The organism is Arthrobacter sp. TJ-266, assembly GCF_058269115.1.
In genome coordinates, this window is sequence record NZ_JBZCNC010000003.1 from 323,972 (window position 1) to 348,162 (window position 24,191).

The window sequence follows — 24,191 nt, forward strand, 5'->3', positions numbered from 1 at the left end:
CGGTCACTCAGCTCAGGAAGGCTCCCATGACGGCGATCATCGGCGCGAACCTGCAGGACCTCGCGACACTGGCGCAGCAGTTCTCCCAGTCGGCGGAGCAACTGCGGTTGATCCGTTCCACGCTCACGCAGCGCGTGGTGAACAATCAGGGTTGGCGGGGAGGCGACGCGGACCGCTTCAAGGCCCAGTGGGGCTCCCACGATGCGGCCCTCGCAGGCATCGCAGGCAGCCTCGACACCGGCTCACAGCAGCTGATCGACAACGTGCGCGAGCAGGAGCAGGCCAGCGATCAGGCCTCAGGTTCTGCAGCAGGCGCCGGTGGATCCAGCGGACCGGGGTCAACCGGGGCAGGGTCCGGACCTGGCGGGGCCGGTGATGGCGGAGCCACGTCCGGCGGAAATTGGCTGCTCGAGGCAATCGCTGCCGGGAGTGTCGCGGTACCCCTCGGGCTCAAGATCAAGGACGCGATCGGTCTTCTCCGTACCCCGAGCGCGCTGCTCAACAGCAAGCGGCTCCTCGACATCACGAATGGGATCCGGAACGCGACCTACGCGGACGAGTTCGTCACCGCGAGCCGGTTCAGCAAGGCCCTCCGGTTCGGTGGCCCGGCCCTGGCCCCCTTCGCGATCGCCGGCGGCATCCACGACATGATCGATCCCGCCCATTCGGGAGCGCGTGGAGTCGGTGACCGCGTCGCAGGCGGGCTCAGCGTGATCGGTGGTGGCGGAACCTTGCTCATGGCGGCCGGTCTGCTCAACCCGGTGGGTGCGGGGATCGTCATCGGTGCCGGCCTCGCGGCGGGCGCCTGGGCCGCGGGTAACTACATCTACGACAACTGGGACAACATCACGGAGTTCACCGGGAACGTGGGGGAGTCCATCAGTGATGCGGGGAGCGCCGTGAAGGACTACGCGGAAGATCGCTTGGACGACGCGTCCGAGGTGATCGGGGACGCGGCCGAGAACGTCGGTGACGCGGCGGAGGACGTCGGTGAGTTCATGAAGGACCCGGTCGGGAAACTTGGAGGATGGCTCTCATGAGCACGCAGCAGATCGATTGGACCGAGCGGGACCTCATCTGTGCCCGGGCGGTGCTCGACGCCGGTCCGGAGGTCGATCTCCCCACCTTGACGGACGAGGAGATCGTGGCGCTCGACGGCGTGGAACGCCCGCAGCTGGTGCCGCTGCCGTTCCTCGACGGGCAGACCGTGGAACGGCGCGCCCTGGCGACGGTGGCTCTCAGGGGACTCCTCGCCAAGCAGATCGCCTTCCCGATCACGCCCGAGGGCGAGACCGAGCCGTCACGCCTCGGGGTCCGGACGGACATCACGGGCATTCTGACGCTCCGGCGCTCAGGTCAGCGGATCGTATCCGGAGAGCGACGCTCCGCCGCCGGCACGCACTGGCTGTTCGGCTACGTGCACGGTGAGCAGGTGCTCGAGGAGCAGATCAGCGACGCCGGTGTACACGCCTTCGAGGTGTACCCGGTGGGGCAGCTCGTGGATCGGCTGAGCGTCCTCGTGGATCGCGAGGCCGCCGCGGCCGACGACGGCGTGCCGCAGGTGCTCGGGGAGCGCGACTTCGAGAGCGGGGCACCGGTGATCTTCGCCGATGCCCACACCGTGACGACGATCGCAGCCGGCGGTGTCGAGGCCGACACCGAGGCGACGGTCACGGTCTACGCCGAACCGACGCGGGTCCGGACACTCGATGCGAGCAAGGGCCCGAGCGGCATCGAGTACAGCATCGTCGACGTCTCGCCCGCGACCCTCCGCCGCCGCCTCACCGACGACGTGGTGCGTCTCGGGAATTAGCGACTCCCGCTTTCAACTGCGCGGAATCAACCCGAATGCGTTGGTTTCGGGCGCCTCCGGCCCATACTGATCCCATGCGGTACGTCCTGACCATCAACCAGCGCGATTCGCGCGAGGTCGGCGACCTGACGGGCGACCTCCTCAAGACCCTGCGGCCGCTCCCTACCCTGGTCCCCTTCCAGCGATCGGTCGGGGACGAGGTGCAGGGCGTCGTCGACGACGCGGCAACTGCGGTGGATGCCGCACTGCGTGCCATCCGCCACCGCCGGTGGCACGTGGGGATCGGCGTCGGCGGTCTGACTCCACCCGTTCCGGAGCGCCTGGTCGACGCCGAGGGCTACGGGCTCGTCTACGCCCGCCGCGCGGTCGACCGGGCGCGGAAGACCGGCGAGCGCATCCCGCTGGCGGTCGAAGGGCCCGACGGCGAGATCGCGGCGGAGGCGGAAGCGGTGCTCAGACTGCTCGGGCAGATCGTCTACACCCGGACCGACGCCGAGTGGACGGTCCTGGACCTCATGACACCGGGCGCGCGCGGGCAGCAGAAGTACATCGCTGCCGAACTCGGCATCACCGCACAGGCCGTGAGCCGCGCCGTGGTCAGGTCGCACTGGCTGGAGGAGTGGGCCACACGGCCTGCCGCCGCCCGGCTGCTCGACCTCACCCACGGGCCCGCCTCGCTCCCCGAGGCAGCACTCGCCTACTGAGCAGGCGGAGCGGGACCGGACGGGCCATCAGACGGCCAGTCGCCCGTCAGAGGCGACGGTCGGACGCGAAGGCCGAAATCCGTCAGACGCAGACGCCGTCAGACGATCGAGCGGAGCACCTTGGCCGCGCCGTCGTCGTACACCGATCCGGTGATCTCGGTGGCGACCGCGCGCACTTCCTCCGGCGCCTGACCCATGGCGACGCCACGGGCGGCCCACTGGAGCATCTCGATGTCGTTGCGGCCGTCCCCGACCGCCACGGTCATCGACGCCGGGGTACCCAGCCGGGTACGCAGCGCCTCGAGGGCGCTGGCCTTCGTGACGCCGGAGGCCGCGATGTCCAGCCAGGCCGTCCAGCCCACCGAGTAGGTGACGCCGTGCAGACCGATGGAGGCGACGGCCTCGCCGAACTCCTCCGCGGAGCTGTCCGTGCTGAATACCACCACGCGCACGGCCCGGCTGCCGAGCATCTCCTCGAAGGAGACGTTCTCGGCCTCGGACCCGAAGCTGGCGTCCTGGAAGCTCTCGGTGGAGAGGAACCTGCCGCGGTCGTCCTCGAGGGCGTACTTCGCGGACGGCAACCGCTCGCGGAGCGCCGTGAGGGCCGGTCGCGGATCGAAGGTCACGCGATCGATCACCTCGAAGCCCTCGGGCAGGTCGGCATCCAGGCGGAGGGTCACGCCGCCGTTCGAGCAGACCGCGTGGCCGCGGGTGATCCCGAGCAGGCGGATGACGGGCAGCGTGGCCCCGAGGGACCTGCCGGTCGAGATGACGACGTCGTGCCCCGCCTCGATGACGGCCCGGGCGGCGTCGCGCACCTCCTCCGTCATGGAACCCTCGTGGTCGACGAGCGTGCCGTCGACGTCGAGGGCGATCAGGTGGTGTCTGCGGTTCTCGTGCCGGTCATCGATGCCGGCGTCGATCAAGGTACTCATACTTCAGTGAAGCACCTGCCACCGACGCCGCAGTAGGGCGACGCTCACAGTGCACTCAGAGGACGGGCAGGGTTTCCAGTCCGTTAAGATACGGCCGCAGCGCCGCCGGGACGGTGACCGAACCGTCCGCGTTCTGGTGGTGCTCGAGGATTGCGACGATCCACCGCGTGGTCGCGAGGGTGCCGTTGAGGGTGGCGACGGCGCGCGTGCCCTTCTGCCCCTCGCCGTCCTGCCGCTCCCGGATGTTGAGGCGCCGGGCCTGGAACGTGGTGCAGTTGGAGGTGGACGTGAGCTCGCGGTAGTCGCCCTGTGTGGGGACCCACGCCTCGCAGTCGAACTTCCGGGCGGCGGACATGCCGAGGTCACCGGCCGCCGTATCGATGACGCGGTAGGGGAGCTCCACCTTGGCGAGCATCTGCTCCTCCCAGGCGAGCATGCGCTCGTGCTCCGCGGGGGCGTCCTCCACGGACGTGTAGGTGAACATCTCCACCTTGTTGAACTGGTGCACGCGGATGATGCCGCGGGTGTCCTTGCCATGGGAGCCCGCCTCGCGGCGGTAGCAGGAGGACCACCCGGCGTAGCGCACGGGGCCGCCGGTGAGGTCCAGGATCTCGTCCGCGTGGTACCCGGCCAGTGCCACCTCGGAGGTGCCCACGAGGTAGAGGTCGTCCGCCTCGAGCCGGTAGATCTCGGCGTCGTGCGCGATGTCGAAGCCCGTTCCCTGCATGGTCTCGGGGCGCACCAGTGTGGGCGTGATCATGGGGGTGAACCCGGCGTCCATGGCCTGGTCGAGGGCCATCCGCAGCAGCGCGAGCTCGAGCCGGGCGCCGACGCCCTTGAGGAAGTAGAAGCGTGAGCCGGAGACCTTCGCGCCACGCTCCATGTCGATCGCGCCGATGAGCTCGCCGATCTCCAGGTGGTCGCGCGGTTCGAAGCCCTCGGCGGCGAAGTCCCGGGGGGTCCCGACGGTCTTGACCACCACGTAGTCGTCCTCGCCGCCCTCGGGCACGCCGTCCTGCACGAGGTTCGGGAGCTTCCTGAGCAGGGCCTCCTGCTCGGCCTTCGCGGCCTCGGAGGCGGCAGCGGCCGCCTTCACCGACGCGGCGAGGTCCTTGACCTCGGCGAGCAGCGCTTTCTTCTCGTCCCCCGTGGCCTGCGCGACCTTCTTGCCGAAGGCGTTCTGCTCGGCGCGCAGAGTCTCGTAGGACGTCACGGCCTCCCGGCGCGAGGAGTCCGCCGCGAGGACGGCGTCCACGAGGGTCTCGTCCGCCCTCCGCGCACGCTGCGATGCTCGGAACTGCTCGGGGCTCTGGCGGAGTTCGTTGACGTCGATCACGCGGTCAAGCCTACCCAAGGCCGCACCGTCCCCCGACGGCCCGGGTGGCTGCCGCTATTGTGAGGAGGCATGGGCCGCAAACTGCTCGCCGGAACCGCCGCGGCGTCCGCCGCCGCCGCCTCCCTCCAGAGCTACTGGTCCGTCCGCCGGCTGCGGCAGACCCGTACACCGACCGCGTCCGTCCACGATCCCGTACCCGTACGCCCCGGGCCGCAGCGCGTGGCGCTGGTGGTCAATCCCACGAAGTCCCAGGCGACGCAGGCGCGCGCCCTGCTCGAGCAGGCGTGCTCCGAGGCCGGGTGGGAGCCGCCGCTGGTCCTGGAGACGACCGTGGAGGATCCGGGGACCGGCCAGGCGGAGCGGGCGCTCGCGGCCGGTGCCGACCTCGTGATCGCCGCGGGTGGCGACGGCACGGTGCGGGCCGTCGCGAAGGCGCTGGCCCACGCACCGGCGAGCCTCGGCCTCCTCCCCCTGGGCACCGGCAACCTCCTGGTCCGGAACCTCGGGCTGCCGTACCACGACGTCGCCGGGTGCCTCGGGACGGCGCTGCACGGTCACGAACGGCGGATCGACGCCGCCGGCATCACGCTGCGCAACGAGCGCACGGGCGCCTCGAGCGAGCACCCGTTCCTCGTGATGGGCGGCGTGGGCTTCGATGCGAGCGTCATGGCCGACGCCAAACAGGATCTCAAGGAGAAGTTCGGCTGGCTGGCCTACAGCGAAGCGGGTGTGCGCCATCTGCCCGGGCGGCGGCGGCGCATCTCGATCAGCCTGGACGGACAGCCTCCGCAGAGCCGGAAGGTGCGTAGTCTGCTGGTCGCCAATTGCGGCAAGCTGCCGGCCGGCGTGGACTTCGTGCCCGACGCCGTGATCGACGACGGCCACCTCGACGTGGTGGTGCTCAGTCCCCGCAGCCTGCTCGGATGGACCTGGATGGCCGCGAAGATCCTCCTGCGCCACCGGGGCGGGATCCCTGTGATCACCTACTACCGGGCCCGCGAGGTGACGGTGTGGTCGGCGGAGCCGATCGCCACCCAGCTCGACGGCGACCCCTCCGGATCGATCACCTCGCTGACCGCTCGCGTGGACCCGGACGCACTGATGGTCCGGGTACCCCCGAGAGGGGTATCCGGACCATCGGGGTCGACGTCCGTGTCCGTGCGCCGGCTCGAGGACTACCGCGAGAGGCTGGGGTTCGGCCGTCGTCGTTCCTGACCGCTGCGGCGCTGGTGCGCCGAGCGGTCACGACCGTGACTAGCGGTCGCGGTCGGTGTACTCGCCCTCGCCCGCCGGCGCGTCGAGCAGGGGCTTGTCCTTGTCGGTGTACTCGCCCTCCTCGGCCGGGTCCTGCGCCGAGGTGTAGCCGCCGGACTCGCCTGCGGGCTCGGTGCTCGTGTAGTGGCCCTCCTGCTCGGCGGCCTGGACGGCCTCCGAGGGGTCGCGGTCGGCGCGGTCGGCCTGCTCGTTGATGAGCGCCTGCTCCTCGGCGAACCGGAGATCGTTCCCCTGGTCGCCGATGTCGCCATGCCAATTCGGATCCGAGGTCGAGCCGTCGCCCTCGTTGGGGTTCACGATGTGTCCGCCGTGCGCGTTCTCCGTCATCATGCTGCCTTTCGTCGAAGGATGCGCTCCTCGTTGGGCGCCCGGTGTCAGCGTACTGACCGCCGAGAAGGTTGGGAACGTGGGCGTCAGTCGCGCAGGAGTTCCTGCACGGCCTTCTCCGACCCCGAGTAGGTGGTGATGGGGATGACCTCGCCGCTCATGAAACGGTCCACGAGCCGCGGGTCCACGTAGGAGGTCCTCGCGACCGTCGGGGTGTTGCCGAGATGCTCCGCCACGGCCTTCATGGTGGTGCTGACGGCCTTCTGCCGCGCGGTGCGCGTGGTGGCCCCGAGATCCTCCTTGGCCAGCGCCATGGCCGCCACCACGGTGGCCTGCCACGTGCGGAAGTCCTTCGCGGTGAACGGACCGCCGGTGACCTGACGCAGGAACTCGTTGAGCTGCGACCCGTCGACGTGGTGCCACTTGCCGTCCTCGGTCCGGTAGGCCAGCACGGTGTCGGCGTCCTCGCGCTCGAGCATCGGCCGCAGGGCGTTCGCGAGGTCCTCGTCCTCGAGGCGCGTGTCCCAGTGCTGGCCGCTCTTGCCGGGGAAGTCGAAGGACACGGTGTGCCCCTCCACGAGGCCGTGCTCCACGAGGAGGGTCGTGACGCCGAAGGACCCGTTGGCCTCGGCGTACTGCGTGGACCCGATCCTCAGCGCGCCGGCGTCCACGATCCTCAGGGCCGCGGCGAACGCCCGCTCGCGCGTCACGCCGTCGCTGCGCAGGTGCTGGGTGATGACGCGGCGCGCACTCGGCAGCTTGGCGCCGAAGTCCAGTGCGCGGTCGAACTTCTCGCGGTCCTTCTGCTCACGCCACGCGGGGTGGTAAAGGTACTGGCGGCGCCCGGCGTCGTCGGTACCGATCGCCTGCACGTGCCCGTTCGCGTAGGGGGCTATCCAGACGTCCTTCCAGGCCGGCGGGATCACCAGCTCCTTGATGCGCTCGAGCTGCTCGCGGTCCTGCAGGAGGTTCCCGCTCGCTTCGCGGTAGCTGAAACCCTTGCCGTGGCGACGACGCGTGATGCCGGGGCGGCGCGTGTTGCTGCGGCGCAGTCGAGCCATCGTGAACCAGCCTTCGAACGGGAGGGGTGTCGATGGTAAGCCTACTGCGTTTCTGCCCCGGTGGAAGGTCAGTCCCCGAGGATCTCCCGCAGCCAGGCGTCGGCGGCACCGAAGGCGTCGTCGGACGTGTGGCGCTCGACGGCGGTGGAGCGCCGGTCCGCGCGTGCATAGGACCCGAGGAACCGCAGGCCCGGGCTGATGCGGTGCAGGCCCTTGAGGGCGTCGGCGATGCGCGCGTCCGCCACATGACCGTCCGCGTCCACGCTGAAGACGTAGTCGCCGAGGAACTGGCCGGTGGGCCTCGACTCGATGCGGCTGAGGTTGACGCCGCGGGCCGCGAACTGGTCGAGGATCTGCATCAGCGCACCCGGGTGGTCCTCGGGGAGGGGGATCACGAGGGTGGTCTTGTCCGCCCCGGTGGGCGCGGGCAGGGTGTCCGGCCGGCCCACGAGGACGAAGCGCGTGACGGCATCCGTGACGTCCCCGATGTCCGAGGCGAGCACCGTCAGGCCCAGCCGGCCCGCCACGAGGGGCGAGCAGATCGCGGCGTCGAAGGCGTCGTCGCCCTCGGAGAGGGCGAGGGCCGCGGCGGCGGTGGACGACGCCGGGACGTACTCGGCGTGGTGCACATGGGTGTCCGCCCAGGTGCGGCACTGCGCCCACGCGTGGCCGTGTGTGGAGATGCGGCGCACGGCGTCGAGCGTGGTGCCCGGACGTGCCGCGAGCACGAAGGTGATGGGCACGAGTTCCTCGCGGAGGATCCGCAGCGGTTCGCCGACGGCGATGGCGTCCAGGGTGGCGCTCACGCCGCCCTCGACGGAGTTCTCGATGGGCACCATGGCGGCGTCGACGGATCCCGTGCGGACGGCGTCGAGAGCTGCACCGACGGAGGGAACGGGGACGCGGCGCGCGGAGGCAGCACCCGGTACCTGCAGCAGCGCCGCCTCGGTGAAGGTGCCCTCGGGCCCGAGGTAGGCGTACGCGGAGCCGGTGCCGTGCGGCGGGGGCGTCACAGGACGGTGGGCTCGCCGCCGGTCTCGGACACCATGGGCTTGCCGGCCTCCAGCCACGCGCCCGTGCCACCGCTGATGTTGACGGCCGAGTAGCCGTGGCCCTCGAGCCACTCGGCTGCGCGCTGCGACCGGCCGCCGCTGCGGCAGATCACGTGCAGCTCCTGGTCCGGATCGAGCTCCTGGAACCGCTCGGGGAGCTCACCGAGGGGAATGTGGACGGCGCCCTCCGCGTGGCCCGCCTCCCACTCGTGGTCCTCACGCACGTCGAGGATGCGGGCATCACTGGGCACATCGGTCACCGCTACGTTCTGGGGATCGCTCATGCGCCTACCTTGTCACGGTGCGGCGGCGCTCCGCCAGATCCGGGTCGGGCGACGACGACGGCCCACGCACCCGGACACCCCGGATGAACAGCATCTGAGCCCGGGTTCGTCCTCGGCGGCCCGGAGGACGGAGCCGATAGTCTGGCAGCCTTCTCGCACGGCGCCGCAGCGGGCCCGGCGACCCCCGCCTTCCGACGGAGCTGAGCATGACCGACCTGTACGAACTCCCCGCCCTCGCCCTCCGCGACGCCCTCGCGCGCGGCGCCGTCAGCGCCCGCGCGGTGACGGAGCATTTCCTGCGGCGCATCGACGCCCTGAATCCGGATCTCGGCTCGTTCATCACCGTCACCCACGACGACGCCCTGCGCGCCGCCGATCACGCCGACCGGCTGCGTTCCTCCGGGGCGGCCCTCGGCCCGCTGCACGGGGTGCCCCTCGCCCACAAGGACCTCACGGACGTCGCCGGGGTACGGACCACGCTCGGCACGGCCGCCCTGGACCACGCCGTCGCGGAGAAGGACGCCCCGCTCGCAGCCGTGCTCCGCAGGGCCGGTGCCATCAGCCTCGGCAAGACACAGGTGCCCGAGTTCGGCCTCAGCTGCTACAGCGAGAACCGCATCGCGGCCCCCGCCCGCAACCCGCTGGACCGCCGGCTGAGCCCCGGCGGGTCCTCCGGCGGCAGCGCGGCGGCCGTCGCCGCCGGCATGATCCCCTTCGCGCCCGGGACCGACGGTGGCGGCTCGATCCGGATCCCGGCCGCGGCCACCGGCCTCGTGGGCCTGAAGCCCAACCGCGGACGCGTGCCCTCCGGCTCGGGCCAGGCCGATCTCGGTCAGTTCGTGGTCGCCGGTCCCCTCGCGCGGACCGCTGCCGACGCCGGCCTGCTCCTCGACGCACTGGTGCGCGAACCCACCTTCCGGCCCACCAGCGCGGCGTCGCGGTACGCGGGCTCCTTCACGGACGCCGCCCTGCGCGCCGAGGGCCGCTTCCGCATCGGCGTCAGCACGGTGTCGCCCTTCGCCGCCGCCGTGGACATCCGGCTGGACAGCGCCGCGACCGACGCCTACCACGCCGGCATCCAGGCACTGCAGCGCGCGGGTCACGACGTCGTCGAGGCCGACCTCACCTACGACCCGCGGTACCACGACGCCTTCCGGACCGTGTGGACCGCCGGGCTCGCCACCGCCCCGATTCCCGCCGAGCGCGAGGACCGGTTGACGGACATCACCCGCGCGCTCCGACGTCGCGCCCTCGCTGCGAGCGCCGCCGACCTCGCACGGGCCGTCGACGTGCTGCGGGAGTTCGAGCAGACCACCATCCGCCGGTACTCGCCCTACGACATGGTGCTCACGCCCGCCGTCGCGATGACCCCGCGCCCGCTGGGCTGGTACACCGACGCCGACGGCGACACCGACTACCTGCGGCAGTGCCAGTACTCCCCCTACACGTCGATGGTCAACGTGATCGGCCTGCCCGCCGTGACGGTGCCCACGCTCCGCCTACCCGACGGGATCTCGATGAGCGTGCAGCTCATCGGACGGCCCAGCGAGGAAGCGCAGCTGCTCGCACTCGCAGCACAACTCGAGGGTCACGGGCAGTAGGGTGGCGATTTTGCCCGGCTGCCACACCGAGCGCACCATGGAGTAGGTGAGCACTCTCTTCAAGCCCTCCACCTCGGGCGACACACCCTTCTTCGGCCATCCGCGCATGCTGGCGAACCTCTTCAGCGTGGAGCTGTGGGAACGCTTCTCCTTCTACGGCATGCAGGCGCTGCTGCTGTTCTACATGACCTACTCGGCAGCCGAGGGCGGCCTCGGGATCGACGAGGGCGCGGCCGCGGGACTCGTGGGCGCCTACGGCGGTGGCGTGTACCTCTCGACCATCCTCGGCGCCTGGCTGGCTGACCGCGTGGTCGGCTCAGAGCGCGTCCTGTTCGTCTCCGCCGTCATCATCATGCTCGGGCACATCGCCCTGGCGCTGCTGCCCGGCGCGGTGGGCCTCGCCATCGGCCTCGTGCTCGTGGGCCTCGGCTCCGGCGGCCTCAAGGCCAACGCCTCCTCGCTCGTGGGCACCCTGTACTCCGAGGGGGACGAACGCCGCGACGCCGGTTTCTCGATCTTCTACATGGGTATCAACATCGGCGCCCTCGTGGGCCCGCTGCTCACGAGCCTCGCCGCCGACAGCCTCGGCTTCCACGTGGGCTTCGGCCTCGCGGCGGTCGGCATGGCGGCCGGCCTCGTCCAGTACGCCGCGACCCGCAAGAACCTCCCGGCCGAGGCGCACGCCGTCGAGAACCCCCTCCCGCGCGCGCAGTACGCGCGCTGGGGTGTGGTCGCCGCCGTCGTCGTCCTGCTGATCGGGGGCGCCCTCGCCACCGGCCTGCTCGACGCCGGCAACCTCGCCACCGTGATGGCGTACACCGCCATCGCGGCGACCATCGCCTACTTCGCGGTGATCCTCACGAGCCGGAAAGTCACTGCCCTCGAGCGGCGGCGCGTGTACTCGTTCATGCCGCTGTTCATCGCGAGCGCCGCGTTCTGGTCCCTGTTCCAACAGCAGTTCACCGTGGTGGCCCTGTACTCCGAGAGCCGCCTGGACCGCACGCTGTTCGGCTGGGAGATGCCCCCGGGCATGGTGCAGTCCATCAACCCGATCTTCATCATCGTGTTCGCCGGTGTCTTCGCGACCGTCTGGACGCGCCTCGGCAGCCGCCAGCCGTCGTCGCCGCTGAAGTTCTCCTTCGGGCTGATCGTCATGGGCGTGGCGTTCCTCGCGTTCATCCCGTTCGCCGGGGGCGGCGAGAACAGCACACCGCTCCTGGCCCTCGTGGGCATCCTGCTGCTGTTCACCTGGGCGGAGCTGTTCATCTCCCCGATCGGCCTGTCCGTCACCACCAAGCTGGCGCCCGAGGCCTTCCGGACGCAGATGCTCGCGCTGTTCTTCCTGTCCATCTCCCTCGGCACCACGGCGTCCGGCCTGCTCGCCGGGTTCTACTCCGAGGACACGGAGGTTTCGTACTTCGCCTTCAGCGGCATCACGGCGATCGTGCTGGGCGCCGCACTCGTGGCGGCGGCGCCAGCGATCCGGAAGGGCATGAGCGGGGTCCGCTGAGCGCCCGGCAGCCACTCCGGCCGCGGGTCTGTTGCACGTGCGGCCCCGATCACAGAGACTTCTACCCACCGGTAACCTCTGTGCCGGGAGCCGCACCACCGTGCCTCATGATCAAAGGAGATCGCGTGCCGAACCTCGCTGACAACCTCGTGGCCACTGCGACGAGAAGCCCCTCGGCCGTCGCCATCAAGCTCGACGACGTGGAGGTCACCTTCGGGGCCCTCGAGGTCCTCAGCCAGAAGGTCGCGACGCTCCTCGCCGAACACGGCGTGCAGCGCGGCGACCGCGTGGCCCTGATCATGCCGAACATCCCCCAGATGGCCTTCGTGTACTACGGGGTGCTGCGTGCGGGTGCCGTCGTCGTCCCCCTGAACCCCCTGCTCAAGGCACGCGAGGTGGCATACCACCTCACCAACTCCGGCTCGAGGCTCGTTTTCGCGTGGGAGGGCATCATCGCCGAGGCCCAGGGCGGTGCGGAGGCCTCCGCCGCGGAGGTCGGTGCTCCGGTGGAGGTCGTGACCGTCGATGCGGGCGCGTTCATGCAGCGGGTCTCGGCCGCCGAGCCCACGCCCGGGGTGGTGGCGCTCGACGGTGAGGACACCGCCGTGGTGCTCTACACCTCCGGCACCACCGGCCGCCCCAAGGGAGCCACGCTCTCCCACGCGAACCTGGCCCGCAACACGGAGATCTCCCGCGACCTCATGGGCACCGCCGAGGGTGAGGTGCTCTTCGGCGGCCTGCCGTTCTTCCACATCTTCGGCCAGACGTGCGCGCTGAACGCGGCCGTCCTCACCGGCGCCACGGTCACGCTGCTCCCCCGCTTCGAGCCGGGCAAGGCCCTCGAGATCATCGCGCGCGACGGCGTCACGGTCTTCGAGGGCGTGCCCACCATGTACGTCGCGATGCTGCGGCACCCGAGCGTGGCCACCACGGACCTCTCCTCGGTCCGCGTGGCGGTCTCCGGTGGCTCGGCGCTGCCGGTGGAGGTGCTGCACGAGTTCGAGCGCGTGTTCAAGGCCGATCTCCTGGAGGGCTACGGCCTGTCCGAGACGTCCCCGATCGTCAGCTTCAACCGCGTGGGCGCGCTGCGGAAGCCTGGCTCCATCGGGACGCCGATCGAGGGCGTGGAGGTGCGCATGCTCGATCCCCTCGGCAACGAGGTGCCGCAGGGCGAGGTGGGCGAGCTCGCCGTCCGCGGGCACTGCGTCATGAAGGGCTACTGGGAGAATCCCGAGGCCACAGCAGCGGCCATCCCGGACGGCTGGTTCCGCTCCGGCGACCTCGCGCGCATCGACGAGGACGGCCTGCTCTACATCGTGGACCGCAAGAAGGACGTGATCCTGCGCGGCGGCTACAACGTGTACCCGCGCGAGGTCGAGGAGGTGCTGTACGAGCACCCCGCGGTCGCGGAGGCCGCCGTGATCGGGGTGCCTGACGAGCTGCACGGCGAGGAGATCGTGGCCGTGATCGGCATCAAGGCCGAGCACGCCCCGGCCGACGACGCCGCACGGGAGGCGCTCTCGACCGCGATCCTCGACTTCGCGAAGGAGCGGGTGGCCGCCTACAAGTACCCGCGCCGCGTGGTGCTCGTGGACGCCCTGCCCAAGGGCCCCACCGGCAAGATCCTCAAGCGGGAGATCAGCGTCTAGCTGCGGATCAGGCTCGGCGGGAGGCGCTGAACACGCCGTACACCTGCGCCGCGGCGTCCGTCATCAGCGCTGCTGCGTCGCGGATCAGCGCGTCGAGCGGCATGGGGCCCGTGGCGAGCGAGAACGCCCCGGCGATCCCGGCGTCCTGCACCTCCGCCGCGGTGAGCTGCACGCGGCCGGCGATCACCACGACGGCGCAGGAGGCAGCCGCGTTCTCCACGACGGCCTGCACCACCTTCCCGCCGAGCGACTGCGCGTCGAAGGAGCCCTCCCCCGTGAGCACGAGGTCGGCGTCGGCGAGGGCGTCCGCGAGCCCGACGGCGTCGGCCACCAGCGCGGAGCCGGGCACGATCTCCGCGTCGAGGAAGGGCACGAGCACGGCCGGCAGTCCGCCGGCGGCCCCGACACCCGCGATCTCCAGCACGTCGACACCCGTGGCGTCCCGCAGAACACCAGCGAGGTGGGCGAGTCCGGCGTCGAGCACGGCGACGTCGTCCGGCGTGGCACCCTTCTGCGGCCCGAACACCTCTGCGGCGCCGCGCGGTCCGCAGAGCGGGTTGTCGACGTCCACCGCGATGCGCCACCGCACCTCCCGCGCGCGGGGATGGAGCGCGGCGACGTCGATCGTCGCCAGGGCCGCGAGCGCACCGCCGCCGGGAGGGAGGGGATCGCCGTCGGCATCCAGGAAGCGTGCCCCGAGGGCCGAGAGCAGGCCCACCCCGCCGTCGGTGGTCGCGGACCCGCCGATGCAGAGCAGGATCTCGTCCGCGCCGTCGTCGAGCAGCCGCGCGGCGATCTCCCCGACGCCGTAGCTCGTGGCGGTGAGCGCGTCGAGCGGCAGGTCGGCCACGAGCGGCAGCCCGTTGGCCTCGGCGGCCTCCAGCACGCCGCGGACCACGCCGCCCATGGGCGCCGCGATGCCGTACCGGCCCGTCCGCGCGCGATCGGCGGCGTCGTGACACGGGGTCTCGCGGGCCTCGGCGCCCCATGCGGCGAGCAGGGCGTCGAGCGTGCCCTCGCCGCCGTCGGCCAGGGGCGCGAGGACGACGTCGGGGGCCGGGTGCCCGAGGCGTGCGGCAGCGGCGCGCACCCCCTCGGACATGGCGAGGGCAGCCTCCGCCGCGGGGAGGCTGCCCTTGAGTGAATCGGGCGCGAGGACCACCCTGAGCGGGCGCTGCGGCGAGGACGTGATCACGCGTCCACCTTAGGCGTCCCGCGCATCGCGGTGCCGGTCTCGCGTCCCATATCGCGCTCCGGACCCGGGGCGGTCAGGCCCCGGAGCCGCCGTCGTTCTCTGCTTCGAAGCCGGGGGCGATCTCGTCGTCCGTGCCCGGTCCGCCGTAGCCGCCCGCCGCCTGCTCCTCGAGCTTGCCGGCTTCCTCGGCGCCCTGCTCGTCCGGGTCGCCGCTCGGGGTTCCGCTGGAGTTCTCGCTCATGCTGGTGCCTTCCGTCGTCGGTCCGCTCCCCGGCCGGGGGCTGATCCTCAGCTTACTGACGGTGGGGACGAGGGCAACCGGACCCCGATCACCCGCGGAGCACGCAGCGGGTGTAATCACGGGGGTTCTTTGACATGCTGGGGCCATGGCTAATCGAGCGGGCACAGTGGCCCTCCCCAGCGACCTCGTCGACGTGACCCAGCTGCTCGACGCGTACGTCGACCTCCGGCCCGATCTGACCGATCCCGCCCAGCGCGTGGCGTTCGGCACATCGGGTCACCGTGGCTCGTCCCTGAAGCGCTCCTTCAACGAGGGGCACATCGCGGCGATCACGCAGGCCATCGTGGAGTACCGCGCGGGCCAGGGCATCACGGGCCCGCTGTTCATGGGCAAGGACACCCACGCCCTCTCGGAGCCCGCACAGGACACCGCGCTCGAGGTGCTCGCGGCCAACCACGTGAGCGTGCTCATCGACGCCCGCGGCGCCTACACGCCCACCCCCGCGGTGTCCCACGCCATCCTCACGTACAACGCCACGCGCACGGAGCAGGCGGACGGGATCGTCATCACGCCGTCGCACAACCCGCCCGCGGACGGCGGATTCAAGTACAACCCCCCGCACGGCGGCCCCGCCGATTCCGACGCCACCACGTGGATCGCCAACCGCGCCAACGAGCTCCTCGAGGCCGGACTGCAGGGCGTGAAGCGCATGCCGATCGCGCAGGCCCGCACGGCCGAGGGCATCAGCACCTACGACTTCCTGCAGCACTACGTGGACGATCTGCCGTCGGTCCTGGACCTCGACGCCATCCGGTCCGCAGGCGTGCACATCGGCGCGGACCCGATGGGCGGCGCCTCCGTGGACTACTGGGGTGCCATCGGCGAGCGCCACAACCTGAACCTCACGGTCGTGAACCCGGCGGTGGACCCGCAGTGGGCCTTCATGACGCTCGACTGGGACGAGAAGATCCGCATGGACTGCTCGTCGCAGTACGCGATGGCCTCGCTGATCACGCAGGCAGACCAGTTCGACATCGCGACGGGGAACGACGCCGACGCCGACCGCCACGGGATCGTCACCCCCGACGCCGGCCTCATGAACCCGAACCACTACCTCGCCGTGGCCATCCAGTACCTCTACACGCACCGGCCGAACTGGCGCGAGGACGCCGTGATCGGCAAGACCCTCGTCTCGTCGTCGATCATCGACCGCGTGGCCGCCGACCTCGGGCGGACCCTTCAGGAGGTGCCGGTGGGCTTCAAGTGGTTCGTGCCCGGGCTGCTGAGCGGTGAGCTGGCATTCGGCGGCGAGGAGTCCGCGGGGGCCTCCTTCCTGCGGCTCGACGGCAAGCCGTGGAGCACGGACAAGGACGGCCTGCTCCTCGCGCTGCTCGCCTCCGAGATCACCGCCGTCACCGGCAGCACGCCGTCGCAGCACTACACGGCGCTGACCGAGCGCTTCGGGGCGCCCGTCTACGCGCGGATCGACGCCGTGGCCACGCGGGAGCAGAAGGCGGCGCTGGGCAAGCTCTCGCCGTCGGACGTCACCGCCACCACGCTCGCCGGCGAGGAGATCACCGCGCGGCTGACCGAGGCGCCGGGCAATGGCGCTCCCGTGGGCGGCCTGAAGGTGACCACGGAGAACGCGTGGTTCGCCGCCCGCCCGTCCGGCACCGAGGACGTCTACAAGATCTACGCGGAGTCCTTCCGGGGGCAGGAGCACCTCGAGCTCGTGCAGGCCGAGGCCAAGGCGCTCGTGGACGGCGTCATCAGCTAGGCGCCTCGCTGGCCTCCAGCAGTCAGAGCAGTCTGCGCAGCAGACGGCGCTTGACGGCGCCGTAGGGCGGGTAGGCGAGCCGTAACGTGTCCACCCGTCCGGGCTTCGAGAACACCGGCTGCAGGTGGCTGAACGTCTCGAACGACCGCCGGCCGTGATAGCTCCCCGTGCCGCTCGCCCCTACGCCCCCGAACGGCAGGCCCGGGACGGCGAGCTGGATGGTGCAGACGTTGTGCGCGATACCGCCCGCCTGCACGCCGTCGGTGAAACGCGTCAGGTGCTCGTCGTCGTCGCTGAAGAGGTAGGCGGCGAGCGGATGCGGGCGAGCAGCGACGAACGCGATCGCGGCGTCGAGGTCCGCCACCTCGACGATCGGCAGCAGGGGCCCGAAGATCTCCTCGCGCATCAGGTCCGACGCCGAATCGACGTGGCGCAGGATGGTCGGCTCCACATAGCGCTCCGCGCGGTCGTGACGCCCGCCGGACACCACGGTGCCGCCGTCGAGCAGTCCCACGAGCCGATCGAGATGCTGCTCGCTGATGATGCGGCCGTAGTCGGCCGAGGCGCGCGGATCAGCGCCGTAGAACTCCTTCACCGCATCGGCCAGGGCGCCCGCGAGCGCGGGAGCCGCGGCCGGAGTCGTGAGCAGGTAGTCCGGTGCGACGCAGGTCTGGCCCGCGTTCATGAACTTCCCATAGGCGATCCGGCGGGCCGCCGTGCGCACATCCCCGCCGACGACGACCGCCGGCGACTTCCCGCCGAGCTCAAGGGTCACGGGGGTCAGGTGCTCCGCCGCGGCGCGCATGACGATCTTCCCCACGCGTTCACCGCCCGTGTAGAAGATGTGGTCGAACGGCTGTGCCAGGAGGTCGGTGGTCACCTCCACACCGCCCTCGACGACCGAGACGGCCTCCGGATCGAGGTACTGCGGCACGAGGCGCGCGAGGACGCGGGACGTCGCCGCCGACACCTCGCTGGGCTTGAGCACGGCGGTGTTCCCCGCGGCGAGCGCACCGACGAGCGGGGCCAGCACGAGCTGCAGCGGGTAGTTCCAGGGCCCGATGATGAGCACCACACCGAGCGGCCTGGCCTGTGTCCACGCGCGGCCGGGGCGCAGACCGCCCGGCACCGCGATCTTCTCGGGCGCCATCCACGCGTCGAGATGCTTCAACGCGTACTCGACCTCGGCCCGGACGACGGCGATCTCCGACAGGAACGCCTCGGTGGCGTTCTTGCCGAGATCCTCGCGCAGCGCGGCCGTGACGTCGTCCGCCCGCTCCGTGAGCAGGCGCACCACTGCCTGCAGCTGGGTGCGGCGCCACGTCACGGGGCGGGTGGCGCCCGTGCCGAAGTACCGGCGTCGTTCCTCGAGGAGCTGTGCAGCCGTCATCGCCCGTCCTTCTCGTTCGCGGGGGCGCCCGTGCGCCCGGTGAAGTGTTCCATGGAGCTGTAGACCCTGAAGACGCGCCCGGCCACGACATCCCAGACCGGCTGGGGCAGCAGGTTCCTCAGCGCCCCGGCGAGGTGGACCGTCCAGGGCAACTGCACCCGCCCCTTCCCGGCGAGCATGCCGCGCCACGCGCGGTCCACCACGTGACCCGGCTCCATGAGGGGCGTCAGCCGGGGCCCGCGTACCCCCTCGAACATGCCGGTGCGGATGTAGCTGGGGATGAGCGTGGTGACCCTGATGGGCTGCCGGACCGCGTTCAGCTCCAGCCGCAGCGAATCGCTCCAGCCGATCACCGCCCACTTCGACGCCGCATACACGCTCATCCGGGGGACGCTCAGCGTCCCGGATGCCGAGGCGACGTTGAGGATCCTCGCCGCGGTGCCGCGTTCCATCATGGCCGGGAGGAAGGCGCGGGTGACGTGCATGGGGCCAGCGGTGTTGATGCGCAGCGTGAGGTCGATGTCGACGGTGTGATGGTGCTCCCAGAAGTACGTGCCGCGGACGATCCCCGCGTTGTTGACGAGCACGTCCGGCACGCCGACGTCGTTCAGGACCGCCTCCGCGGCGGCGATGACGGACTCCGTGGACCCGACATCCACCACGTACGCGTGCACGGACGGTGTGATCGCGGCAAGCTCCGACACGACGGCGTCGAGCCCCTGCCCGTCGATGTCCCAGAGGACCACAGCTGCGCCCTCCCGGGCTGCCCGCTCCGCGTAGAGGCGTCCCATGCCCAGGGCTGCGCCCGTGATGAGGACGGTGCGCCCTCGTACCGTGAATGTCATGTGTCCGCCCGTCTGCTCGCCCCGACAAGCAACGTAACACCGGGGCAACACCGTACGGCTAGGCTTTCGGCTGCGCGCCCATCACCAACGCACCACCTTCGGAAGGCAGACCCATGAGCTCACGAGGTATCGGCTGGACGCTGCACGGCGACGGGAAGAACGTGCGGCCGGGAGGGTACGTGGCGCCCGAGGAGCGGCTGAGCTGGCCGAGGACCATCGGGATCGGCGCGCAACACGTGGTCGCGATGTTCGGCGCCACGTTCCTGGTGCCCCTCATCACAGGTTTCCCGCCGTCCACCACGCTGCTCTTCTCCGGGATCGGCACGCTCCTGTTCCTCGTCATCACGGCCGGGAAGGTGCCGAGCTACCTCGGCTCGAGCTTCGCGTTCATCGCACCCATCGCCGCCGCGCAGTCGCAGCACGGGGCGGCCGGGGCACTGGGCGGCATCATCATGGCGGGTGCGGCCCTCGCGCTGATCGGGCTGATCGTCCACACCTCGGGTGCCCGCTGGATCCAGGTGGCCATGCCGCCGATCGTCACCGGCGCCATCGTGGCGCTGATCGGGTTGAACCTCGCACCGACGGCGAAGGCGAGCTTCGAGCAGGCCCCGGTCACCGCCCTCGTGACGGTGATCGCCATCCTCCTGGTCACGGTGCTGTTCAAGGGCATCCTCGGGCGGCTCTCCATCCTGGTGGGCGTGCTGGCCGGGTACGCGGTGGCGATGCTCCGCGGTGAGGTGGACTTCGCCGCGATCAACGACGCCGCCTGGATCGGCCTGCCGCAGTTCGCCGCCCCCGAGTTCCACCTCTCGGTCGTGGGGCTCTTCGTCCCCGTGGTCCTCGTGCTGGTGGCGGAGAACATCGGCCACGTGAAGTCCGTGGCCGCCATGACGGACCGCGACCTCGACCCCGTGACGGGGCGGGCGCTCATGGCGGACGGCGTCGCCACGATGATCGCGGGCGCCGGCGGCGGGTCCGGCACCACCACCTACGCCGAGAACATCGGGGTCATGGCGGCGTCGCGGGTCTACTCGACCGCCGCCTACTGGGTGGCCGGGATCGTGGCGATCCTCCTCAGCCTGTTCCCCAAGTTCGGCGCGCTGATCGCCACCGTGCCCGCCGGCGTGCTCGGCGGGGCGGGTGTGGTGCTCTACGGGATGATCGGCATCCTCGGTGTGCGCATCTGGGTGCAGAACCAGGTGAACTTCTCGAACCCCATCAACCTCTCGACGGCGGGGGTGGCGCTGGTCATCGGGATCGCCGACTTCACCTGGGTGATCGGCGACCTCACGTTCGCGGGGATCGCGCTCGGCACGGCGGCCGCGCTCGTCATCTTCCACGGCATGACGGCGATCGCCCGGGCCCGCGGTAGCGAGCACGTCGCCGGGGCGGACGAACTCGAGTCCAGCGACCACGGCGCGCGTCCGTCGAAGCTCGGCTGATGGGCCCCGCACGGCGGGCGGGCCGCCCGTGAACACCCGCGAGCTCTGGGCTTCGGCGGAGTGGCGGCGGGAGGCGGACCAGTGGATCGACCTCGCGCTGGAGAACGTCGGGGTGACGCGCACCGGCCCCTCCGAGCAGCCGCGCATCCGCTTCTGGTCCACGCAACTGACGGTGCCCACGGATCACGGGACGCTCTGGTTCAAGGAGAACAACCTCGGCCAGTTCGCGGAGGCGTCCATCCTCTCGGTGCTCGGCCGCATAGCACCCGACCACGTGGCCGCGCCCCTCGCGATCGAGCCGTCGCGAGGCTGGATGCTCACGGCCGATCACGGCGCCACGCTCAGTGAGGTCGCGTCGGGTGAACCGGCGGTGTGGGCGCGGATCACGCGTGACTTCGCCGACCTCCAGCGGCTCGCCTCCTCGCACGGGGAGGATCTCACACGCGCGGGCCTCGTGGTCATGAACCCCGAGGTGGCCGCGAACTTCGTGGAGAACCAGTTGCTCCTTCACACGGGGCTGCCCGAGGGTCACCCGCTGCACCTCTCGGGGAAGGCCGCGGACCGCGTCGTCCAGCGCCTGCCCGCGATCAGCAGGGCGGTGGACGTGCTGCGCGGCCTCCCCGTGCCGCTCTCGCTCGACCACAACGACCTCCACGCGAGGAACTGCTTCCTCCCGGCCACGGAGGCGGCTCCCCTGCGCTTCCTGGACTTCGCCGACTCCTACTGGGCGCACCCCTTCAGCGCGCTCCTGGTCCCCGTGACGCGGATGTGCGAGCAGTGGGGAACCACGCCGGACGATCCGCGGATCGGCGCCGTGATCGACGCCTACCTCGAGCGGTGGACGGACCTCGCACCCATCGAGGACCTGCGCGCCGGCGTCGAACCCGCGCTGATCCTGGGGGACGTGCACCGGTACGGCTCCTGGCTCCGGCTGCTGGTCTACGCCGACGACGCATCGATGGCTTCCTACGCCCCCGCCGCGCTGCACCACCTGCGGACCCTCGCCGACCCGGTGTTCGCCGCTCGCTAGGATGGCCGCGCGGTGCGTCGCAGTTCGCGGCGGCCGGAACAGGTGGGGGACGGCGCGCATGAGTCATTCGACGACGGAGCGGCCCGCGGGGCACCGCAGGCTCGCCCAGGTGGCCGCGGGCCTGCTGACGGGTGCCCTCGCGGGGGTGCTGGGCCTCGCCCCGTGGCTCGCGGCGGGGGCACGGCTGCCGCTGCAGAACCTGTGGGCCGAGCAGACGCTGCCGGAGGACATGCCGCTGGTGCTCCTGCCGATCAGCCAGTACTCCCTGGTCCCGCTCGTGTCCCTGCTGGTCATGGGAGGGGCCCTGGCGGGCCTGGCGCTGCGCCGGCGACGGCCCGGGCGGCCGGCGGCGCGGACTCGGAGCGCCGTCGCAGGTCTCCTGGCCGTGCAGGTGGCCGCGACCGTGCAGTCCTTCACCGTGGTCGACGCCGGCCTCCTGGAGGGCTCGGCGTCGCGCATCTACGTGCTCGGCATCCTCGCCGGTGTGCTCACGGCACTGGCCGCGGGCGTCGTCGCCCTCCTGCTGATGTGCTCCCCCTCCCGGACCACCGTGACGCTCGGAGCCGGGCTGCTCGCCGTACCGGCCTCCCTCTGGGTGGGCGAGTGGGTGCTCGCCTTCGTGGACTCGTTCGCCGTTCCCACCTGGGTGTACCTCGCACTCCGGTGGATGCCTGCCGTCCTCGTAGGGCTCGCCCTGGCGTGGTGCGGCCTCCGATCGGTCCGACACGCCGGGGTGTGGCTCGCGGACCTGCTGCTGCTCTGGCTGCTCCCGCCCGTGTTCGAGGCCGTCCGCTCGGCGTTCGGCACCCGCGTCACGCTCGGCGACCCGCGCGAGATGCTCGAGCTCGCCCGGTCGGCGCTGGCGATCTCGCTTGACCCGGCCGGCGGCGGACTCGGCCCGGTGCTGCTGGCGCTCGCGCTCGGGGTCGCGGGCCTGCTGGTGGCGCCGCTCATCACTCGCGCCGGGCGCCGGAGGCGCCTCCCCACCGCTTCCTGAGCAGGAAGACCTTGACGCCTCCCGCTGCCCCGTGCCACTCTTCTACAACGATGTAGACAACGATGTAAACGGTGCGCGTCCCCCGCCTGCCCCCACCCCATCGAAAGGACCGCGTGATAATGACGTCACGTTCGAAGATCTGGTCACGGCCGGCAAGCATCATCGCCGTCCTCGCCCTGGCACTGACCGGAGCGGCTGTTCCCGCCAGCGCCGGGCCCAAGGCCCCGGCCCAGCCGGTCACCCTCACGCAGCAGTCCGCCGCCGGGTCCCTCGAGGATCTGGTGGGTGGAAAATCGGTGGTCGGCGAGACCACGCCCATCCACGATCCGGCGCTCATCATCGACGACGACGGCACCTGGTACGTCTACTCCACCGGCCTGCTGGCCCGCGAGAACGGCGGCACCATCCAGATGTGGTCCTCGAAGGACGAGGGCACCACCTGGGAGTACCGCGGCACGGTGTGGGACGAGATCCCCGCCTGGATCGACGAGCGCTACGCGGGCGGCGTGCTCCCGGAGAACCTGTGGGCCCCGGAGATCTACGAGAACGACGGCACCTTCTACCTCTACTACTCGGCATCGCAGTTCGGCGGGAACAACTCGCTCACCGCCCTGGCGACGAACACCACCCTCGACCCCGAGGACCCTGACTACGAGTGGGTGGACCAGGGCCTCGTGGTCGACTCTCCGGTGGAGGGCCTGGACCCGAACAACCCGGACAAGACCTTCAACGCCATCGACGCGGGGATCGTGGAGGACGCCGACGGCAAGCCCTACATGTCCATCGGTTCCTTCTGGTACGGCATCTTCCTGGTGCCCCTGGAGTGGCCGAGCGGCAAGCCGGTCGAGAACTGGCAGTCGCAGACCGTCAACATCGCGGACCGGTTCATCCCCGGCAACCCGATCGAGGCGCCGTACATCATGCACCGTGACGGCTACTACTACCTCTTCACGTCCTTCGACTTCTGCTGCCGCGGGGCCGACTCCACGTACAAGATCGCCGTGGGCCGCTCGGAATCCATCACGGGCCCGTACCTCGACAAGGAGGGCCGCGACATGTTCGGCGGTGGCGGCACCATCCTCATGGAGTCGCACGGCGCCATGAACGGCCTCGGCGGACAGTCGGTCTTCGACGACCACCTCGCGTTCCACTACTACGACCGGAGCAACGCGGCCGCGCCCTACATCCCCACCCTCGGCCTGCAGAAGATGGGCTGGGTGGACGGGTGGCCCACGGTGGACCAGACGGTCGAACTCCCCGCCATGGTCTCGTCCCCCGAGGACGTCCGTGTCCGCGACGGCCACAGGGCACGCTTCACGGCCAGTGCCCTCGGCACCCCCGAGCCGGTCGCGGTGTGGGAGAGCTCCGACGACGACGGCGCCACCTGGCAGCCGGCGGACGTCACGCAGCGGGCCGAGCGCGCCGAGGACGGCACGTACACCTCCACCGCCGAGGTCAAGAAGGCGCACTCGGCCGACGACGGCCGCCTGTTCCGGGCGACCTTCTCGAACCCCCACGGAACGGTGACCACCGACCCCGTGGAGCTGACGGTCGAGGCGAAGCCCGGCAAGAGCCGGAAGTAGACTCCTGCGGCGCCCGCACGGGCGCCGCAGGCACCAGGCTCGGTGAGTCAGGGGAGGGCGCGATACCGCCTGTGATGCACCGATACCGAGAGAGCCCGGTCGAGGGAGTGGCCTCGACCGGGCTCTCGCACGTCCGGCGGCAGG

The 24,191-nt window shown here is 71.1% G+C and carries 22 protein-coding genes; 12 read left to right on the forward strand and 10 right to left on the reverse strand.

Annotated elements, in window-relative coordinates; genetic code table 11:
• Positions 1 to 26: 26 nt before the first annotated feature.
• The 3 genes from AC4D12_RS10155 (at position 27) to AC4D12_RS10165 (ending at position 2,517) form a co-directional block, all read left to right on the forward strand.
• Positions 27 to 1,040 (forward strand): WXG100 family type VII secretion target, encoded by a 1,014-nt coding sequence (locus tag AC4D12_RS10155; RefSeq protein ID WP_490949803.1) that lies wholly within the window; start codon positions 27 to 29, stop codon positions 1,038 to 1,040.
• Complete coding sequence (locus AC4D12_RS10160; protein WP_490949804.1) at positions 1,037 to 1,813, forward strand: hypothetical protein; 777 nt, start codon at positions 1,037 to 1,039, stop codon at positions 1,811 to 1,813. The genes AC4D12_RS10155 and AC4D12_RS10160 overlap by 4 nt, the downstream gene beginning before the upstream one ends.
• 74 nt (positions 1,814 to 1,887) lie before the next feature.
• Positions 1,888 to 2,517: a hypothetical protein gene (locus AC4D12_RS10165; RefSeq protein ID WP_490949805.1), complete on the forward strand. Its 630-nt coding sequence runs from the start codon at positions 1,888 to 1,890 to the stop codon at positions 2,515 to 2,517.
• A 98-nt stretch (positions 2,518 to 2,615) separates the two neighbouring features.
• On the opposite strand, the gene AC4D12_RS10170 is transcribed toward AC4D12_RS10165, so the two are convergent.
• Positions 2,616 to 3,452 carry an HAD family hydrolase gene (locus AC4D12_RS10170; RefSeq protein WP_490949806.1) on the reverse strand — a complete coding sequence of 279 codons (837 nt, stop codon included), beginning with the start codon at positions 3,450 to 3,452 and terminating at the stop codon, positions 2,616 to 2,618.
• Between the two features lie 55 nt (positions 3,453 to 3,507).
• Positions 3,508 to 4,788: a serine--tRNA ligase gene (serS, locus tag AC4D12_RS10175; RefSeq protein ID WP_490949807.1), complete on the reverse strand. Its 1,281-nt coding sequence runs from the start codon at positions 4,786 to 4,788 to the stop codon at positions 3,508 to 3,510.
• 69 nt (positions 4,789 to 4,857) lie between these two features.
• Between serS and AC4D12_RS10180 the strand changes: the two genes are divergently transcribed.
• Positions 4,858 to 6,003 carry a diacylglycerol/lipid kinase family protein gene (locus AC4D12_RS10180; protein WP_490949808.1) on the forward strand — a complete coding sequence of 382 codons (1,146 nt, stop codon included), beginning with the start codon at positions 4,858 to 4,860 and terminating at the stop codon, positions 6,001 to 6,003.
• Positions 6,004 to 6,042: 39 nt separating this feature from the next.
• Here AC4D12_RS10180 and AC4D12_RS10185 read toward each other — a convergent pair whose 3' ends face one another.
• The 4 genes from AC4D12_RS10185 to AC4D12_RS10200 form a co-directional block, all read right to left on the reverse strand.
• A complete protein-coding gene (locus AC4D12_RS10185; RefSeq protein WP_490949809.1) occupies positions 6,043 to 6,393 on the reverse strand; it encodes a hypothetical protein in 351 nt (116 codons plus the stop codon).
• An 83-nt stretch (positions 6,394 to 6,476) separates the two neighbouring features.
• A complete protein-coding gene (locus tag AC4D12_RS10190; protein WP_490949810.1) occupies positions 6,477 to 7,451 on the reverse strand; it encodes a DNA topoisomerase IB in 975 nt (324 codons plus the stop codon).
• A gap of 68 nt (positions 7,452 to 7,519) precedes the next feature.
• Positions 7,520 to 8,464 (reverse strand): prephenate dehydratase, encoded by a 945-nt coding sequence (gene pheA, locus AC4D12_RS10195; RefSeq protein WP_490949811.1) that lies wholly within the window; start codon positions 8,462 to 8,464, stop codon positions 7,520 to 7,522.
• Positions 8,461 to 8,787: a rhodanese-like domain-containing protein gene (locus tag AC4D12_RS10200; protein ID WP_490949812.1), complete on the reverse strand. Its 327-nt coding sequence runs from the start codon at positions 8,785 to 8,787 to the stop codon at positions 8,461 to 8,463. Before AC4D12_RS10200 ends, pheA begins: the two co-directional genes overlap by 4 nt.
• A 206-nt stretch (positions 8,788 to 8,993) precedes the next feature.
• On the opposite strand from AC4D12_RS10200, the gene AC4D12_RS10205 reads away from it, so the two are divergent.
• The 3 genes from AC4D12_RS10205 (at position 8,994) to AC4D12_RS10215 (ending at position 13,547) form a co-directional block, all read left to right on the forward strand.
• Complete coding sequence (locus AC4D12_RS10205) at positions 8,994 to 10,388, forward strand: amidase (protein WP_490949813.1); 1,395 nt, start codon at positions 8,994 to 8,996, stop codon at positions 10,386 to 10,388.
• 46 nt (positions 10,389 to 10,434) lie between these two features.
• Positions 10,435 to 11,898, forward strand: coding sequence for a peptide MFS transporter (locus AC4D12_RS10210; protein ID WP_490949814.1), 1,464 nt, complete (start codon positions 10,435 to 10,437; stop codon positions 11,896 to 11,898).
• Positions 11,899 to 12,023: 125 nt separating this feature from the next.
• Positions 12,024 to 13,547, forward strand: coding sequence for a long-chain-fatty-acid--CoA ligase (locus tag AC4D12_RS10215; RefSeq protein ID WP_490949815.1), 1,524 nt, complete (start codon positions 12,024 to 12,026; stop codon positions 13,545 to 13,547).
• 7 nt (positions 13,548 to 13,554) lie between these two features.
• Here the strand turns inward: AC4D12_RS10215 and AC4D12_RS10220 are convergent, their stop codons facing one another.
• Both AC4D12_RS10220 and AC4D12_RS10225 read right to left on the reverse strand, forming a co-directional pair.
• Positions 13,555 to 14,742: a glycerate kinase gene (locus AC4D12_RS10220; RefSeq protein ID WP_490949816.1), complete on the reverse strand. Its 1,188-nt coding sequence runs from the start codon at positions 14,740 to 14,742 to the stop codon at positions 13,555 to 13,557.
• Positions 14,743 to 14,815: 73 nt separating this feature from the next.
• On the reverse strand, positions 14,816 to 14,983 hold the full coding sequence (locus tag AC4D12_RS10225; RefSeq protein ID WP_490949817.1) for a hypothetical protein: 168 nt from the start codon (positions 14,981 to 14,983) through the stop codon (positions 14,816 to 14,818).
• A gap of 145 nt (positions 14,984 to 15,128) precedes the next feature.
• Here AC4D12_RS10225 and pgm point away from each other — a divergent pair, with 145 nt between their 5' ends.
• Positions 15,129 to 16,760: a phosphoglucomutase (alpha-D-glucose-1,6-bisphosphate-dependent) gene (pgm, locus tag AC4D12_RS10230; protein ID WP_490949818.1), complete on the forward strand. Its 1,632-nt coding sequence runs from the start codon at positions 15,129 to 15,131 to the stop codon at positions 16,758 to 16,760.
• 22 nt (positions 16,761 to 16,782) lie between these two features.
• Here pgm and AC4D12_RS10235 read toward each other — a convergent pair whose 3' ends face one another.
• Together AC4D12_RS10235 and AC4D12_RS10240 are read right to left on the reverse strand one after the other, a co-directional pair.
• Positions 16,783 to 18,150: an aldehyde dehydrogenase family protein gene (locus AC4D12_RS10235; RefSeq protein WP_490949819.1), complete on the reverse strand. Its 1,368-nt coding sequence runs from the start codon at positions 18,148 to 18,150 to the stop codon at positions 16,783 to 16,785.
• Entirely contained in the window at positions 18,147 to 18,995 is an 849-nt protein-coding gene (locus AC4D12_RS10240; RefSeq protein WP_490949820.1) for an SDR family NAD(P)-dependent oxidoreductase, read from the reverse strand. Before AC4D12_RS10240 ends, AC4D12_RS10235 begins: the two co-directional genes overlap by 4 nt.
• A gap of 113 nt (positions 18,996 to 19,108) precedes the next feature.
• On the opposite strand from AC4D12_RS10240, the gene AC4D12_RS10245 reads away from it, so the two are divergent.
• The 4 genes from AC4D12_RS10245 (at position 19,109) to AC4D12_RS10260 (ending at position 24,047) form a co-directional block, all read left to right on the forward strand.
• Positions 19,109 to 20,437 carry a uracil-xanthine permease family protein gene (locus AC4D12_RS10245; RefSeq protein ID WP_490949821.1) on the forward strand — a complete coding sequence of 443 codons (1,329 nt, stop codon included), beginning with the start codon at positions 19,109 to 19,111 and terminating at the stop codon, positions 20,435 to 20,437.
• Positions 20,438 to 20,465: 28 nt separating this feature from the next.
• On the forward strand, positions 20,466 to 21,467 hold the full coding sequence (locus tag AC4D12_RS10250) for a phosphotransferase family protein (RefSeq protein ID WP_490949822.1): 1,002 nt from the start codon (positions 20,466 to 20,468) through the stop codon (positions 21,465 to 21,467).
• Positions 21,468 to 21,525: 58 nt separating this feature from the next.
• Positions 21,526 to 22,464 carry a hypothetical protein gene (locus tag AC4D12_RS10255; protein ID WP_490949823.1) on the forward strand — a complete coding sequence of 313 codons (939 nt, stop codon included), beginning with the start codon at positions 21,526 to 21,528 and terminating at the stop codon, positions 22,462 to 22,464.
• A 119-nt stretch (positions 22,465 to 22,583) separates the two neighbouring features.
• Positions 22,584 to 24,047: a glycoside hydrolase family 43 protein gene (locus tag AC4D12_RS10260; RefSeq protein WP_490949824.1), complete on the forward strand. Its 1,464-nt coding sequence runs from the start codon at positions 22,584 to 22,586 to the stop codon at positions 24,045 to 24,047.
• Positions 24,048 to 24,191: the final 144 nt, after the last annotated feature.